This is a genomic window from Dietzia sp. NPDC055340 (genome assembly GCF_053645335.1).
In genome coordinates this window covers 63,313-76,781 of the sequence record NZ_JBSHML010000003.1, presented here as the reverse complement: position 1 = coordinate 76,781, position 13,469 = coordinate 63,313, and the positions used below count along the sequence as shown (strand labels likewise).

At 70.4% G+C, this 13,469-nt stretch carries 14 protein-coding genes; 7 read left to right on the top strand and 7 right to left on the bottom strand.

Translation table 11 applies throughout. The annotated features are described in order from the left end of the window. Positions 1–31: 31 nt before the first annotated feature. From ACWIFB_RS02675 to ACWIFB_RS02665, 3 genes are all read left to right on the top strand, one after another. Positions 32–841, top strand: a complete 810-nt coding sequence (locus ACWIFB_RS02675; protein WP_454057331.1) for an ABC transporter ATP-binding protein — start codon at positions 32–34, stop codon at positions 839–841. A gap of 62 nt (positions 842–903) precedes the next feature. After that, a complete protein-coding gene (locus tag ACWIFB_RS02670) occupies positions 904–1,845 on the top strand; it encodes a DUF2254 domain-containing protein (protein WP_454057206.1) in 942 nt (313 codons plus the stop codon). Positions 1,846–1,868: 23 nt separating this feature from the next. Continuing rightward, positions 1,869–2,228 (top strand): DUF2254 family protein, encoded by a 360-nt coding sequence (locus ACWIFB_RS02665; protein WP_454057205.1) that lies wholly within the window; start codon positions 1,869–1,871, stop codon positions 2,226–2,228. 25 nt (positions 2,229–2,253) lie between these two features. Here the strand turns inward: ACWIFB_RS02665 and ACWIFB_RS02660 are convergent, their stop codons facing one another. Further along, entirely contained in the window at positions 2,254–2,685 is a 432-nt protein-coding gene (locus ACWIFB_RS02660) for a ChaB family protein (RefSeq protein WP_452098017.1), read from the bottom strand. 156 nt (positions 2,686–2,841) lie between these two features. Here ACWIFB_RS02660 and ACWIFB_RS02655 point away from each other — a divergent pair, with 156 nt between their 5' ends. From ACWIFB_RS02655 to ACWIFB_RS02640, 4 genes are all read left to right on the top strand, one after another. After that, complete coding sequence (locus tag ACWIFB_RS02655) at positions 2,842–3,129, top strand: metal-sensitive transcriptional regulator (protein WP_454057204.1); 288 nt, start codon at positions 2,842–2,844, stop codon at positions 3,127–3,129. 52 nt (positions 3,130–3,181) lie between these two features. Continuing rightward, complete coding sequence (locus tag ACWIFB_RS02650) at positions 3,182–3,409, top strand: heavy-metal-associated domain-containing protein (protein WP_454057203.1); 228 nt, start codon at positions 3,182–3,184, stop codon at positions 3,407–3,409. A gap of 7 nt (positions 3,410–3,416) precedes the next feature. Further along, entirely contained in the window at positions 3,417–5,816 is a 2,400-nt protein-coding gene (locus tag ACWIFB_RS02645; RefSeq protein WP_454057202.1) for a heavy metal translocating P-type ATPase, read from the top strand. Positions 5,817–6,287: 471 nt separating this feature from the next. Next, positions 6,288–7,133: a tryptophan-rich sensory protein gene (locus tag ACWIFB_RS02640; protein ID WP_454057201.1), complete on the top strand. Its 846-nt coding sequence runs from the start codon at positions 6,288–6,290 to the stop codon at positions 7,131–7,133. Positions 7,134–7,176: 43 nt separating this feature from the next. Here ACWIFB_RS02640 and ACWIFB_RS02635 read toward each other — a convergent pair whose 3' ends face one another. From ACWIFB_RS02635 to cpaB, 6 genes are all read right to left on the bottom strand, one after another. Further along, positions 7,177–7,833, bottom strand: a complete 657-nt coding sequence (locus ACWIFB_RS02635) for a prepilin peptidase (RefSeq protein ID WP_454057200.1) — start codon at positions 7,831–7,833, stop codon at positions 7,177–7,179. 64 nt (positions 7,834–7,897) lie between these two features. Continuing rightward, positions 7,898–8,800 (bottom strand): type II secretion system F family protein, encoded by a 903-nt coding sequence (locus ACWIFB_RS02630; RefSeq protein WP_454057199.1) that lies wholly within the window; start codon positions 8,798–8,800, stop codon positions 7,898–7,900. Positions 8,801–8,914: 114 nt separating this feature from the next. Further along, the gene (locus ACWIFB_RS02625; RefSeq protein ID WP_454057198.1) at positions 8,915–9,856 is read right to left on the bottom strand and encodes a type II secretion system F family protein; all 942 of its coding nucleotides are present in this window, start codon (positions 9,854–9,856) and stop codon (positions 8,915–8,917) included. Further along, complete coding sequence (locus tag ACWIFB_RS02620) at positions 9,853–11,370, bottom strand: CpaF family protein (RefSeq protein WP_454057197.1); 1,518 nt, start codon at positions 11,368–11,370, stop codon at positions 9,853–9,855. Before ACWIFB_RS02620 ends, ACWIFB_RS02625 begins: the two co-directional genes overlap by 4 nt. Then, the gene (locus ACWIFB_RS02615; protein ID WP_454057196.1) at positions 11,367–12,701 is read right to left on the bottom strand and encodes an AAA family ATPase; all 1,335 of its coding nucleotides are present in this window, start codon (positions 12,699–12,701) and stop codon (positions 11,367–11,369) included. The genes ACWIFB_RS02620 and ACWIFB_RS02615 overlap by 4 nt, the downstream gene beginning before the upstream one ends. Beyond that, positions 12,698–13,465 carry a Flp pilus assembly protein CpaB gene (cpaB, locus tag ACWIFB_RS02610; RefSeq protein ID WP_454057195.1) on the bottom strand — a complete coding sequence of 256 codons (768 nt, stop codon included), beginning with the start codon at positions 13,463–13,465 and terminating at the stop codon, positions 12,698–12,700. The genes ACWIFB_RS02615 and cpaB overlap by 4 nt, the downstream gene beginning before the upstream one ends. Between the last annotated feature and the right edge of the window lie 4 nt (positions 13,466–13,469).

Below are 13,469 nucleotides of genomic sequence, written 5' to 3'. Positions count from 1 at the left end.
CGGAGCGGCAGGCCCCGGCGCGAACTCCGGCATGGCCGACGGGGCGGGGGCCGAGGTGTTGCGCCTTCGCGACGTCGACTTCGTCCGTCAGTCCGAGCGGATCCTCTCCGGCATCGACCTCACGGTCCGGGCAGGCGAGCGGTGGGCGCTCATCGGCCCCAACGGTGCAGGCAAGAGCACGCTCATGAGCCTGTGCGGCGCCGAGGCCCACCCGACCCGCGGCTCGGTCCACGTCCTCGGCCACCAGCTGGGCAGGGTCGAGATCCGTAAGCTGCGGGAGTCGATCGGGCACGTCAATCCCCGCCACCCGCTGCGCTCGCCGCTGACGGTGCGGCAGGTCGTGCTCACCGGCGCCACCGGCACGACGGACCTGATGGGCCGGTGGGAACCGGATCAGCCCACGCTCGACCGGGCCGACCACCTCATCGAGATGCTCGGCCTGGACGGGCTCCGGCACGCCGTGTGGCCCACCATGTCGCAGGGCGAGCGCGGCCGGGCGCTCATCGCGAGGGCGCTCCTGCCGAACCCCGCCCTGCTGCTCCTCGACGAGCCGTCAACGGGTCTCGACGTGGCGGCCCGGGAGCAGTTCCTCGCGACCCTCGACCAGCTGCATGACACGCAGCCCGACCTCGCGACAGTCCTGGTCACCCATCACCTCGAGGAGCTGCCCACGTCGACGACCCACGCGATGCTGATCGCCCAGGGCCGGATCCACGCCTCCGGTCCCGCCCGGGACGTGCTCACCTCGGAGCTGGTGACGGAGGCCTTCGAGTATCCGATCGAGGTCGATCACCGGCAGGGTCGATGGTCGGCCCGAGCCGGCCGGTCACGCCAGAGCTGAGTACCGCCCCGGCCCGGCCCGCACGCGTAATGTCAGCGGGTATGGCCGGTGGGAGGGGCGCGATGACGGGGAGCGGTGGGCTGGCGTGGAGGCTGCGCCTGTCGGCGGCGCGCTACCGCTTCAAGGAGAGCCTGTTCCTCCTCCCGGCGTTGGTGATGCTGGGCGGGGTCCTGCTGGCGGTCGGCGCGACCGTGATCGACAACCGCCTGGGGCACAACGCCGAGATCCCGTGGACGTTGGCGATGAGCAGCAACGCCGCCACCTGGCTGGTCTCGACCGTGGCCGGGGCCATGATCACCACCGTGGGAGTGGTCTTCTCGCTCACCGTGGTGAGTCTGCAGCTGGCCAGCAACCAGTTCTCGCCCCGTGTGATGCGCTCGTTCATCCGCGACCGGCTGAGTCAGGGCGTGATCGGACTCCTGGTGGGCACGTTCTTCTACTGCGTGCTGATCCTGCCGAGCTTCAGCGGGGAGGCCACGGCCCCGGCGCCACGGATCTCGCTGACCATCGCCATAGGTCTGACACTGGTTACCGTGGTGGGGATCATCGTCCACCTGGATCACCTGGCCCGCGGCCTGCAGGTCGGCAACCTCGCCCAGAGCATCGCGGACGAGGGGCAGGTGGTGGCAACGCGTCTGGGACGACTTCCCGCCGGCCTCAGTACGGTCGACCCCGAGGACTTCCCCGCCCCGGAGGGCGCCATCGTGATCCCGGCCGGCCGCAGCGGGTGGGTCAGCCAGGTGCACATGGGCCAGCTGCTCGCCGCCGTCTCCGCGGGGACGGTGCTGCGGCTGGAGACCAGGGTCGGGGCGTACATCCACCAGGGGGAGCCGTTGTTCACGGCGTGGCCGCCCCCGTCGCGCTCGCAGAAGATCGCGGGGGCCGTCGCGATATCCGAGATGCGGACCATGCTCCAGGACGCGGACTTCGCGATCCGCCAGCTCGTCGACATCGGCCTGCGGGCCCTGAGCTCGGCGATCAACGACCCCACCACCCCGCGGTAGAGGTCCTGCTGCGTCTGGGCACCGTGCTGCGCACGGTCCTCACCGGCCCACTGGCCCCGCAGGCGCTGCGCGATGACGCGGGCCGGGTGCTGGTCCAGCCGTGGAATCTAGACCACGACGAGTACGTCGAGCACGCCTTCGATCAGCTGCGTCAGGCGAGCCTGAACCAGACGGAGGTGGTGGCCGCGCTGCTGCGCGTGCTGCGCATGCTCATCACCCATGTCAACGAGGAAGGTCACCCGCAGCGGGCCGGCGCCCTCGAGCAGCAGATGCGTTTGCTCCTGGAGGCGGCAGCAGATCAGACCGACCTACTCCCAGAGGACCTGCAGCGCATCGAATCCCTGGCGTCGGACGACACCGACCCCGCCGACCACTCGCTCTAGACCGCCCCGCCCGGAAGAAGGGCCGTCAGTCGCTCTTCTCGCGTGCCTTCTTGGTCTTCCGATCGTTCGCCTTGCGCAGCGCCTCGACGAGTTCGTCCTTGGTCATGTCGGACCGGCCCTCGATGTCGAGCTTCTGGGCCTGCTCGTACAGGTGCTCCTTGCTCGCGTTGGCGTCCACGCCGCCCTTCGACTCGCCGGACGGATTCGGGCCGCCGCTGGCGGACTGCGAGTCGGACGGCCCGGCGGAATCCTTGGGCTCCCAGTGGTCGCCGACCTTCTCGTGCGTGTGTTTGACGGCGCCCCACGCGGTGCGGGCCACCCGCGACTCGTCGCTGTACTCCTCCTCCGCGGAGTCGTAGGCCTTCGCGAAGGTGTCCTTGGCCTTCTGGTCGCTGCGCTGCAGCGTCGAGGGCAGTTCGCTCTCCTTGGCGTGTCCGTCCTTGCCTGTCTTGGGCATGGTGGCTCCTTCCGTCGTCTGCAACCCGGTACAAGGCCGACCCTAAGCCGGGGTGAGGGGAACGGGAACCGGTCCGGCCCCCGTCGGGGTGCCGCCCGCGTGGGGCCGCGGGTGCACCCCTTGCGTTAGATACCCTAGGGGGGTACCGTATGGGTCATGGCCGAGCACGGATACACCCACAACAAGGAGAACCACCTCAAGCGACTGCGCCGCATCGAGGGGCAGGCCCGCGGCCTGCAGCGGATGGTCGAGGAGGACAAGTACTGCATCGACATCCTCACGCAGGTCTCCGCCATGACGCGGGCGCTGCAGTCCGTCTCGCTCAGCCTGCTCGAGGAGCACCTGGGCCACTGCGTCGCCGGCGCCATCGAGCACGGCGGCCCCGAGGCCGAAGCCAAGCTGAAGGAAGCCAACGAGGCCATCGCGCGCCTGGTCAAGTCCTGACAATCCACGCCGGACTCCGCACTGCGGGGCGCCCGAAATCAGAGGAGAAACCATGTCTGCCGCCGACAACCACACCGCCACCTTCACCGTCTCGGGCATGACCTGCGGCCACTGCGTGAACTCGGTCGAGGAGGAGGTCCTCGAGATCCCCGGCGTATCCAGCGTCGAGGTCGAGCTGGAGTCCGGCCGTCTCGTCGTCGTCTCCCCCGACCCGGTCGATCCCGCGGCGGTCCGCGCCGCGATCGACGAGGCCGGGTACACCGTCACAGCAGGGGAGTGAGTGCACCGTGACCACAAGTGAGCACACCACCACCGCGAGTGAGGGCGCCGCGAGCGAGGACGCGGCCACCACTCAGCTCGAGCTCGAGATCGAGGGCATGACCTGCGCGTCGTGCGCCAACCGCATCGAGCGCAAGCTCAACAAGCTCGACAATGTCTCGGCGGCGGTCAACTACGCAACCGAGAAGGCGCGCGTGCAGATCGCCGCCGGGATCGAGCCGCAGCTGTTGCTGGACACCGTCGAGCAGGCCGGCTACTCGGCGCGGCTGCCGAAGCCACGCACCGCTGCTCCCCGGGCCGACGGGACACCCGGCACCCCGGGGTCCGGAACGGCAATGGGCAACGCGGGCAACTCCACCGACGACGCCGCCGGCGTCGACCGCGTCGAGAGCCTCAAACAGCGCGTGATCATCTCGGCCGCCCTGTCGATCCCGGTGATCGCGATGGCCATGATCCCCGCGCTGCAGTTCACCTACTGGCAGTGGCTCTCGCTCACGCTCGCCGCGCCCGTCGTGGTGTGGGGCGCGTACCCGTTCCACCGCGCGGCCTGGATCAACCTCCGGCACGGCACGTTCACCATGGACACGCTGGTGTCGATGGGCACGATCGCCGCGTTGGCCTGGTCGCTGTACGCCCTGTTCCTCGGCCACGCGGGCATGCCGGGCATGACGCACGGCTTCGAGTTCTCGCTCTCGCCCAGTGACGGCGCGGGCGACATCTACCTCGAGGCCGCGGCCGGCGTCACCACGTTCATCCTGCTCGGTCGGTACTTCGAGGCCCGGTCCAAGCGCACCGCCGGCGCCGCCCTGCGCTCGCTTCTCGAGCTGGGCGCGAAGGACGTCGCCGTGCTGCGGGACGGCGTCGAGACCCGCATCCCGGTCGAGGCGCTGCAGGTGGGCGAGGAGTTCGTCGTCCGCCCGGGCGAGAAGATCGCCACCGATGGCGAGATCGTCGACGGCGCCTCCGCGGTCGACACCTCGATGGTCACCGGCGAGTCCGTCCCCGCCGAGGTGTCCGAAGGCGACGCCGTGGTCGGCGGCACCGTCAACGCGAGCGGCCGCCTGGTCGTGCGCGCCACCCGCGTCGGCTCGGACACCCAGCTCGCGCAGATGGCGCAGATGGTCGAGGACGCCCAGTCCGGCAAGGCCGCCGCGCAGCGTCTGGCCGACCGCATCTCGGGCATCTTCGTGCCCGTCGTGCTGGTCCTGGCCGTGGCGACGTTCGCATTCTGGATGATCACCGGCGCCGGCGCCGCGATGGCGTTCACCGCCGCGGTCGCCGTGCTCATCATCGCCTGCCCGTGCGCGCTGGGACTGGCCACGCCGATGGCGCTGATGGTCGGCACCGGCCGTGGCGCCCAGCTGGGCATCCTCATCAAGGGCCCGGAGGTGCTGGAGTCCACGCGCAAGGTCGACACGATCGTGCTGGACAAGACCGGCACCGTCACCACCGGCAAGCACGCCCTGGTCTCTACAACCGTCGCGGACGACGAGGACGAGGCGCAGGTGCTACGTCTGGCCGGCGCGGTCGAAGACGCCTCCGAGCACCCCATCGCCCGCGCGATCGCCGCGGGTGCGCGCGAGAAGGCCGGCGACCTCCCGGCCGTGGAGGGCTTCCGTAACCACGAGGGCCTGGGCGTCTCCGGTCACGTCGCCGCAGGCGTCGGCCCCGGTGAGAGGGGCGACGACGACAACGCCTCCGAGGAGATCATCGTCGGCCGGCCCGCGCTGCTGGCGGACCGTGCCATGCCACTGCCCGTGGAACTGCAGCGGGCCATGGACGCCGCCTCCGAGCGCGGCCAGACCGCCGTCGCGGTGGGCTGGGGCGGCCGGGCCCGCGCCGTGCTGGTGGTGGCTGACCAGATCAAGGAGACCTCGGCCGAGGCGATCCGCCGGTTCCGCGAGCTGGGGCTCACCCCGATCCTGCTGACCGGCGACAACGCCAAGGTGGCCGCCGCGGTGGCCGAGCAGGTAGGGATCGACCCCGGGCCGGAGACGGTGATCGCCGAGGTCATGCCCGCCGACAAGGTGGAGCAGGTGCGCCGGCTGCAGGCCGAGGGCCGGGTGGTGGCGATGGTCGGCGACGGCGTCAACGACGCGGCCGCCCTGGCCACCGCCGACCTCGGGCTGGCGATCGGTACCGGTACCGATGCCGCGATCGAGGCCTCCGATCTCACCCTGGTCCGCGGCGACCTGCGTTCGGCGGCGGATGCGATCCGGCTCTCGCGCCGGACCCTGGGCACGATCCGCGGCAACCTGTTCTGGGCATTCGCCTACAACGTGGCAGCGCTCCCGCTGGCCGCGGCCGGGCTGCTCAACCCGATGATCGCCGGCGCCGCGATGGCGTTCTCCTCGGTGTTCGTGGTGGCGAACAGTCTGCGGCTGCGGAGGTCCCGGGCCGCCGTCTGAGCTACTGCGTACCCGGTGGGGCAGCTCCACCGGGTACGCATGCGAGTGACCGCACTCAGCGTCTACGCGGCGAGCTGTGGCGCGACGATTCGGCTCCACCCGGCCACTGAACCGGTCGGGGGTGATGGCGGCATTGTCGTCGGGGCCCTGGACGACGGACGACACCTGTGGCCGCGCGGTCAGGATTGGTCCGGGGCTCGGGACTGTCATCGCTGAAGTACTGCCCGCGGACAAGATGGCCCCGGTTGCAAGACTCTCCCCTCCGGTCGCACGACATACTGTGCGAATTCTTTGCCGGATCTCGCACGAGACGTCTTGCAGCCCCGGGGCGATGTCTTGCAACCGCGGGCTGAGGGCGTGCAGCCGCGGCCGGCGCCTGACGGTGGACCGCCCGTCCCGCCGCCCCACCGTGAACGACCTCGACACCTCGTCACGGTTCCGTCCAGTGCCTGTTCGTGGTGTGGTGGGGCCATGAGGTCACAGAGAAGCACTCCCGCATCCGACAGAACCTCGACCCACCCCGGCGGGGTCCCTACTGCGGCAACAAGCTGGTTCCTGCCGATCGTCACCGTGCTGGGTGTCGCCGCCGCGATCGTGGCCGCGTTCATCGGCAGTGGCGCACTGGGCGGCACCCCGATCAACGAGGCCGCAGGCGGCGCGCTGTCCGCCGACGCCACACCGATCGCCCCGGCGGGCACGGCGTTCAGCATCTGGAGCGTCATCTACCTGGGTCTGGCCGCCTACGCGATCTGGCAGCTCACCCCCACCGCCCGGCGCTCTCCGCGGCAGGAGGCGGTCAGACCGTGGGCGTTGGCTTCCGCGGTGCTCAACGCGCTCTGGATCTGGACCGTTCAGCTCGGCTGGCTGGCGGTGTCCGTCCTGGTGATCGTAGTGCTGCTGGCCGTGATCATCCGCCTGATGTTCCTCCTCGGCGCGCCGCGGACCGGCGGGGTCATCGAGAAGGTAGTGACCGACTGGACGTTCGGGCTCTACCTGGGCTGGGTGTCTGTGGCGTTCCTGGCCAACACCTACGCCTGGCTCGCCGACGCCGGGATCGGCATCTTCACGCGAATCCAACTCGGGGTGGTGGGCATCGTTGTGGCCGCCGGGATAGGCATCGCAACCGCCTTGCTCAGCGGCGGGCGGATCGCTCCGGCCCTGGCCACGAGCTGGGGCCTGGCCTGGGTATCGGTCGGACGCACCGAGGGGGCGTACGAGTCGCCCGAGCTGGTGTGGACCGCCGTACTCGCGGTGATCGTGGTGCTGTTCATCGCCGTCGCCGCGAACGTGACAGCGCGCTCGCGCTCGAGCGCATAGCCGCAGCAGCGCCCGTAACCGCGACCCGGCCGGGTAACCCCGCTCAGGCCGCCCCCAGTGAGGCCACCCCGCCGGAGCGCACCGCGAAGTAGGCGGCCCCCAGCGCCGCGCCGATCACCATGGCCGGGCCGAAGGCGATCCCGCTCTTGGCGCCCACCCGCCGCGCGGCCAGCAGCACCAGCGCAACGGCCGCGTTGATGACGAATGCGGCCAGCGTGCCCGCCATGACGGCAGGCCAGCCCAGCCAGCCGAGGAACGCGCCCAGCAGCCCGGACAATTTTACGTCGCCCAGCCCCATTCCGGAGGGGTTGATCAGCGCCAGGATGAAGTAGAAGGCCAGCAGCGCGGCGGCAGCGGCGGCGGCTCGGCCGAGCGAGCCCCACTCGTTCGAGACCGCGGCCGCCAGGAGCAGCCCGCCGAACACCACCGGATACATCGGCAACACGATCTTGTCCGGCAGGCGGAAGACGGCCAGGTCGATCGTCACCAGCAGCGCGCAGGCCACGGACAGCGCGGCGAATGTCACGAGATCAGCCCAGCCCCGCGCGAGATAGGCGGCCGCGAAGCCGCCGCCGGCCGCGAGCACGACGTGCAGCCCGATACGTAGCCAGCGCGAGTCGGAGTCGGCGAGGCCACGCATCCACCGGCCGAGCACGGCCGCGGCCACCGCGCACACGAGACCGAAAGCGACGGCGATCATGAACAACACGACGGCACCCGGCGCAGGAAGTGAAGGACTACGGGGAGGTGATGAGAACGCACGGTCAGGAGAACGCCTCCATCATGTTGATCACGGTCGGTCCGAGCAGCACGATGAACAGTACGGGCAGGATGCACACCAGGAGGGGGAAGATCACCTTCACCGGCACCTGCTGCGCCTTCTCCTCGGCCCGCTGCCGCCGCTTGAGCCGCAGCTCGGCGGCCTGCGTGCGCAGCACGTCCGCCACGGAGATGCCGTAGGCGTCGGCCTGGATGAGGGCGCGGACGAAGCGACGCAGGTCGGGCACGTCGGTGCGCTGGGCGAGCTGCTCGTACGCGGTCCGGCGCAGCTGACCCACCTGGATCTCCTGCAGGGTCCGGATGAGCTCCTGGGCGAGCGGCCCGGTGCCGTTGCGCCCGGCGCGCGCCATGGCCGAGTCGAAGCCGAGCCCGGCCTCCACCGCGATGGTCATCTGGTCGAGCGTGTCGGCCAGCTCGAGTGCGATCTCCTCGTTGCGCTCCTGACTGCGGCTCTTGAGCAGCAGTTCGGGCAGGAAGTAGCAGACCACCGCGGTGCCCAGCATGAGCAGGATCAGCAGCGGCGCCGGGTTGGTGCTGACCAACAGCAGACCCAGCACCACCACGAGCAGCGGCGCCGCGATCTTGAGCACGATCAGCCGGTCGATGGTCCAGCCATCGGGTCGGCCTGCGCGGAGGATGAGCCGCTCGAGCCGCCGGACGGTGCTGGCGGGTGTCAGCCGACGGGCGAGCGCCACCACGGAGCTGCCGGAGACGTCGTCATCGGCAGCGTCGAGGGCGGGCGCGGCCGCGTAGCCGTCGTCGAACCCGCTGCGCAGGTTGTCGAGGGTGCGGGCGCGTGCGGAGTCGCGGCCGGTGAACACGACGTAGGCCAGCAGGAACACCGAGACCGTGAGGACGAACACGGCGAATGCGGCGGTCAGCGACATCCGGGGTGCTCCTTATCTGTGGGCCGCGCTCGAGGGGCGCGGGGCGGGAGGGGACTGTGCGAGGGACGGGGGAATGACGGTCGAAATGCGGGGCGAAGGGGACGCCCGGCACCGCTAGAACTTGATGCTGACCACCTTGGACAGCCAGAAGCCGCCGACGATCAGCATCACCACACCGGCGCCGATCATCCCCCACCCGAGCGGGCTCTCGGTGAGGGTGCCGATGTACGACGGGTTGGAGATGAACAGGAACCCGCCGATGCCGAACGGCAGCGCCATGAGCACGTAGGCGGAGAGCTTGCCCTCGGCGGCCAGTGCCTTGACCTGGCGCCGGATCTGGTTGCGCTCGCGGATGGTCTGGCCGACGCCGTCGAGCACCTCGGCCAGGTTGCCGCCGACCTCGCGGTTGATGGCGATGGCCTGGGTGACCCACACGAAGTCCTGGCTGCCCATCCGGTTCGCGGTCTCTTCCAGCGCGGGGCCGAGGTCGCGGCCGACGCGGGTCTCGTTGATGATGCGCGCGAACTCCTCGGAGGTGGGTTCCTCGGCCTCTCGGGCGACGGAGGCGAGCGCCTGAAGGAGGCTGTGCCCGGCGCGCAGGCTGGAGGCCATGAGTTGCAGCGAGTCGTCGAGCTGGTCTGCGAAGGCGGCACGCCGCCGCGCGGCGAGGATCTTGAGCAGCCCGACCGCGCCGATCGGCGTGAGGATCACGAGGAAGATGCCGAAGAGCGGGCCCGAGGCGACGAGGCCTGCCGCGAAGGCGACGAGGGCGGCGACGACGACGAGAAAGACAAAGTCCTGGAGCCGCATGCGGACACCCGCTTGTTCGAGCGCGCCGGCTCCGGGGGCCCCACGCTTGCTCAGGATCTTGTCGATCGCCTCGGTGGCTGCTGTCGCGACCCGGGAGAGGGCTCCCGGGCCGGCGGAGACACCGGGCCTGCGCCGGTCGCGGGGGATGTTGCCGGGCGCGGGGGAGAGCACGAGATAGGTGCCCACCAGCAGCGCCAGGGTCAGGGCGAGCACGCCGATCCCGCCGGCGGTCAGCGCGGTGTTCACCGGATGCCTCCCGGGTTGTCGGTGGTGGCCCCGAACACGCGCGGCGAGAGGGTGATGCCGAGCTCGTTGAACCGGTCGGTGAAGCGGGGCCGCACACCGGTGGCCAGGGGCTTTCCGAGGAACCTGCCGTCGGGTCCGATACCGGCGGAGTAGTCGAACAGGAAGGCGTCCTGCAGCGTGACGGTCTGACCCTCCATGCCCTGGACCTCGGTGACGGCGGTGACGCGGCGGGTGCCGTCGCGCAGACGGGTGAGCTGGATGATCACGTCCACGGCGGAGGCGATCTGCTCGCGGATCGCCCGCAGCGGCAGGTCCATCCCGGCCATGAGCACGAGAGTCTCGAGTCGGGCGATGGCGTCGCGCGGGGAGTTGGCGTGCACGGTGGACAGCGAGCCGTCGTGGCCGGTGTTCATGGCTTGGAGCATGTCGAGGGTCTCGCCGCCGCGGACCTCGCCCACCACGATGCGGTCGGGCCGCATACGCAGGGAGTTGCGGACGAGGTCGCGGATGCTGATCTCGCCCTTGCCCTCGATGTTCGCCGGGCGGGATTCGAGCCGCACCACGTGGTCCTGCTGCAGCTGCAGCTCGACCGCGTCCTCGATGGTGACGATCCGCTCGCCCTCGGGGATGAACGAGGACAGCACGTTGAGCAGCGTGGTCTTACCGGTACCCGTGCCGCCGGAGACGATGATGTTCAGCCGCGCCTGCACACAGGCCTGCAGCAGTTCGGCCATCTCGGGCGTCAGCGTGCCGAACCCGATGAGGTCGTGGACCTGGAACGGGTCACGCGAGAACTTTCGGATGGTCAGCGAGGAGCCGTTGACGGCGAGCGGCGGGATCACGGCGTTGACGCGGGAGCCGTCGGCCAGGCGCGCGTCCACGAGCGGCGAGGACTCGTCGATGCGGCGGCCGATGCGGGAGACGATCCGCTCGATGACCTGCCGCAGGTGCTCCTCGGAGGTGAAGCGTTCGCGGCTACGGGTGATCTGGCCGGCGCGCTCGACGTAGATCATGTCGGGCCCGTTGACCATGATCTCGGTGACGTCCGGGTCCTCGAGCAGCTTCTCGAGCGGTCCGTGGCCCAGCACGTCGGCCTGGACGTCGATCATGAGGCGCTTCCGCTGGTCACTGGTCAGCGGCACGGTCTGTTCCTCGACCACCTTGTTGAGCTCGCTGCGCACCATGGTGTGCAGCTGCTCCTCGGTGAGCGCGGGGTTGTTCAAGCGGGCGCCGATCCGCTCGAACAGGGCGTGGGCGGCGTTCTCCTTGAGCGTGGCCAGCGCGTCGGTGGCGGCGGGATCTGTGCCCTCCGGCGACTGCGATGGTGCCGGTGTGGGGGCGGCGGTCGACGGCGTCGTCGTCGTGGTCATCATTGCGGTGGTCGGCACGGACGCCGCGGTGGGAACGGTGGTCGCGACGTCCGGCGCCACGGCGGTGGTCGGCGCAGTGGTGTCGACGACGACGTCGCCGGGGTGTTCGCCGCGGGCGGCGCGCAGGCGCTCGGTGAGGCTCATCGTTCGACTCTCTTACGGAGGAAGCGGTGGCGGCCGCCCTCGGTGCTCTGGTTCTGGTCGCGGCCGGACTTCAGGCCCGGGAGGGCGAAGCGGCGGGTGCGGCCGGTGTTCGTGGTGGCGCCGCCCGGTGCGACGGTGCTGTGGGCGGCGGGCGTGCCCGGTGCGCCGGCGGGCGCGGGGGCGAAGCGCTCGACGAGTGTGCGAAGTTTCTTGGTCATCGGGTCGCGGACGTCGCTCTGCAGCAGGGGCACGCCCTGGTTGACCGAGGCGGCGGTGGGGCGGCTGCGGGGCAGGACCAGGTCGACGCCGGCGTTGATGGTGGCCTCTACGTCTGACTTGGTCAGACCGCTGTGGGTGTCGGCGAAGTTGATCACCACATGGCGGCGATCGAAGCCCAGACCGAGGTCGCGCAGGATATCGAGTTCCTTGCGGAGTCCGCGTACGCCGGGCACGTCGAGGCTGGTCATGATCACGAGGTCGTTGGTGTGGTCCAGTGCGGCGAGGGCGTGCTCGCCCAGGCCGGGGGCGGTGTCCACCACGACGTAGCGGAACTCGGCGGCCAAGGTCTCGAGCAGGCGGGCTACGTCGGCGGGGGTGATGGCGTCGGCGTCGGCGGGGTTGGTCGGGCCGCACACCGCGTAGAGGCCGGTCTCGTGCTGGGTGAGGAAGGTCTTGAGGACCATCGAGTCCCGCGCGGCCGGGCCGCGGGTCACGTCGAGGAGGGTGTGGTCGGGGTGCATGTTGAGGGCGCTGGCCACGTCGCCGAACTGCACGTCCAGGTCCACCAGGACCGTCGACAGGGGCGCCGAGCGGGCCAGACCCACGGCGAGGTTGGTGGCCACGGTCGTCTTGCCCACGCCGCCCTTGGGGGACAGGACGCTGATGACCCGCCCGCGGGCGTCGGCGTGCCCGCTGATCGCGGGGTCGCCGGGGACCGGCTGGGCAGAAGCGGAGGACTGGGCGACCTGCGCGGCGCGCTGGAGTACCCGGCCGAGCTCTTCGAGCGGGGTGTGGGGGTGCACCACGTCGCAGGCGCCGGCCCGCAGAGCGGACAGGGCAAAGGCGTCGGGCTGCTCGCTGAACAGGACCACGGCCATCCCGGGGCACTCCGTCGACAGGCGGGCCGAGAGTCCGAGCGCCTCGTCCTCGCGGCCGGCGGTGTCGATCACGACCACCAGGGGGATGGGCGCGCCGGGGCCCAGCTGCTGGAACAGCTGCGAGGGCCCGGCCGGGACCTCGGGGCCGCTGATCAGCGCGATCTGCGACTGGATCGCGTCGGCGACGTGGCCGCCGAGGTCCGGGGAGTCGGAGATGAGGAGGAGGCGGTTCATTCGTACACGTTCCCTGGGTCGACGATGCGGATTCCGTCAGCGGGCGCTTCAGGATCGACGATGGAGAGCCAAATGGTTCCGTGCTCAGCTCCGAAGACGATGGTCTCGGCGGCTCGGGCAGGGACCGCGAGGGTCACCATGGCACCCCCGTCGTGGACGGGAGCGGCGGAGGGGTCGTCGCTCGCTGACGTGCTGGCCTCGTCGTCAGTTCCCTTTGGGCTCGGGGAGCCAGCAGCCGACGGGTTAAGCCCGCCCTGAACGCGGGTGACCAGGATCTTGTCCAGCACGAGGTGAGTCACAGGGGTCTCGAAGTTGAAAGATGCGAAAACACCGACGAGATCTCCCGGGGTGATTGTTCCCCCGACGACTCGCGCCGAGTCCAAAGGAACTGTGACCTGATGCAGACCTGGGGGGACGGGGATGCCACCGAATTTCTGCATGTCCAGGGGACTGGCGAAACGGCCCGCGAGGAGCTGCTCGCCGGGCTGGATGTCAGTAGCCGCGACCAGCCCTTCCAGCTCGGCCAGTGACCGTACCGGGGCCGGACCGACTGCGGCGGACGGGATCTCATTCACCACGACCAGCGTGGCCAGATCCTCGGCTGGGGTGCCCTGAACGATGGGGGCTGAGGCGACCAGGACTTCCACCGGATCGAGGTTGGCCATCGCCCGCTCATCCGCCGCGTTGACGTACGTGATGAGAAGGATGGCGCCGAGGAGGGCCACCAGCCCGGCGGCCAGGCCTGCGATGAGGCGACGACTCATGGGA

Excerpts from the sequence above, each read along its gene's own strand:
- ACWIFB_RS02660 (WP_452098017.1), bottom strand. The coding sequence starts at position 2,685 with ATGCCCAAGACAGGCAAGGACGGACACGCCAAGGAGAGCGAACTGCCC.
- ACWIFB_RS02620 (WP_454057197.1), bottom strand. The coding sequence starts at position 11,370 with ATGAGCCTCACCGAGCGCCTGCGCGCCGCCCGCGGCGAACACCCCGGC.
- ACWIFB_RS02640 (WP_454057201.1), top strand. The coding sequence starts at position 6,288 with ATGAGGTCACAGAGAAGCACTCCCGCATCCGACAGAACCTCGACCCAC.
- ACWIFB_RS02650 (WP_454057203.1), top strand. The coding sequence starts at position 3,182 with ATGTCTGCCGCCGACAACCACACCGCCACCTTCACCGTCTCGGGCATG.
- ACWIFB_RS02655 (WP_454057204.1), top strand. The coding sequence starts at position 2,842 with ATGGCCGAGCACGGATACACCCACAACAAGGAGAACCACCTCAAGCGA.
- ACWIFB_RS02630 (WP_454057199.1), bottom strand. The coding sequence starts at position 8,800 with ATGTCGCTGACCGCCGCATTCGCCGTGTTCGTCCTCACGGTCTCGGTG.
- ACWIFB_RS02670 (WP_454057206.1), top strand. The coding sequence starts at position 904 with ATGACGGGGAGCGGTGGGCTGGCGTGGAGGCTGCGCCTGTCGGCGGCG.
- cpaB (WP_454057195.1), bottom strand. The coding sequence starts at position 13,465 with ATGAGTCGTCGCCTCATCGCAGGCCTGGCCGCCGGGCTGGTGGCCCTC.
- ACWIFB_RS02675 (WP_454057331.1), top strand. The coding sequence starts at position 32 with ATGGCCGACGGGGCGGGGGCCGAGGTGTTGCGCCTTCGCGACGTCGAC.
- ACWIFB_RS02615 (WP_454057196.1), bottom strand. The coding sequence starts at position 12,701 with ATGAACCGCCTCCTCCTCATCTCCGACTCCCCGGACCTCGGCGGCCAC.
- ACWIFB_RS02635 (WP_454057200.1), bottom strand. The coding sequence starts at position 7,833 with ATGATCGCCGTCGCTTTCGGTCTCGTGTGCGCGGTGGCCGCGGCCGTG.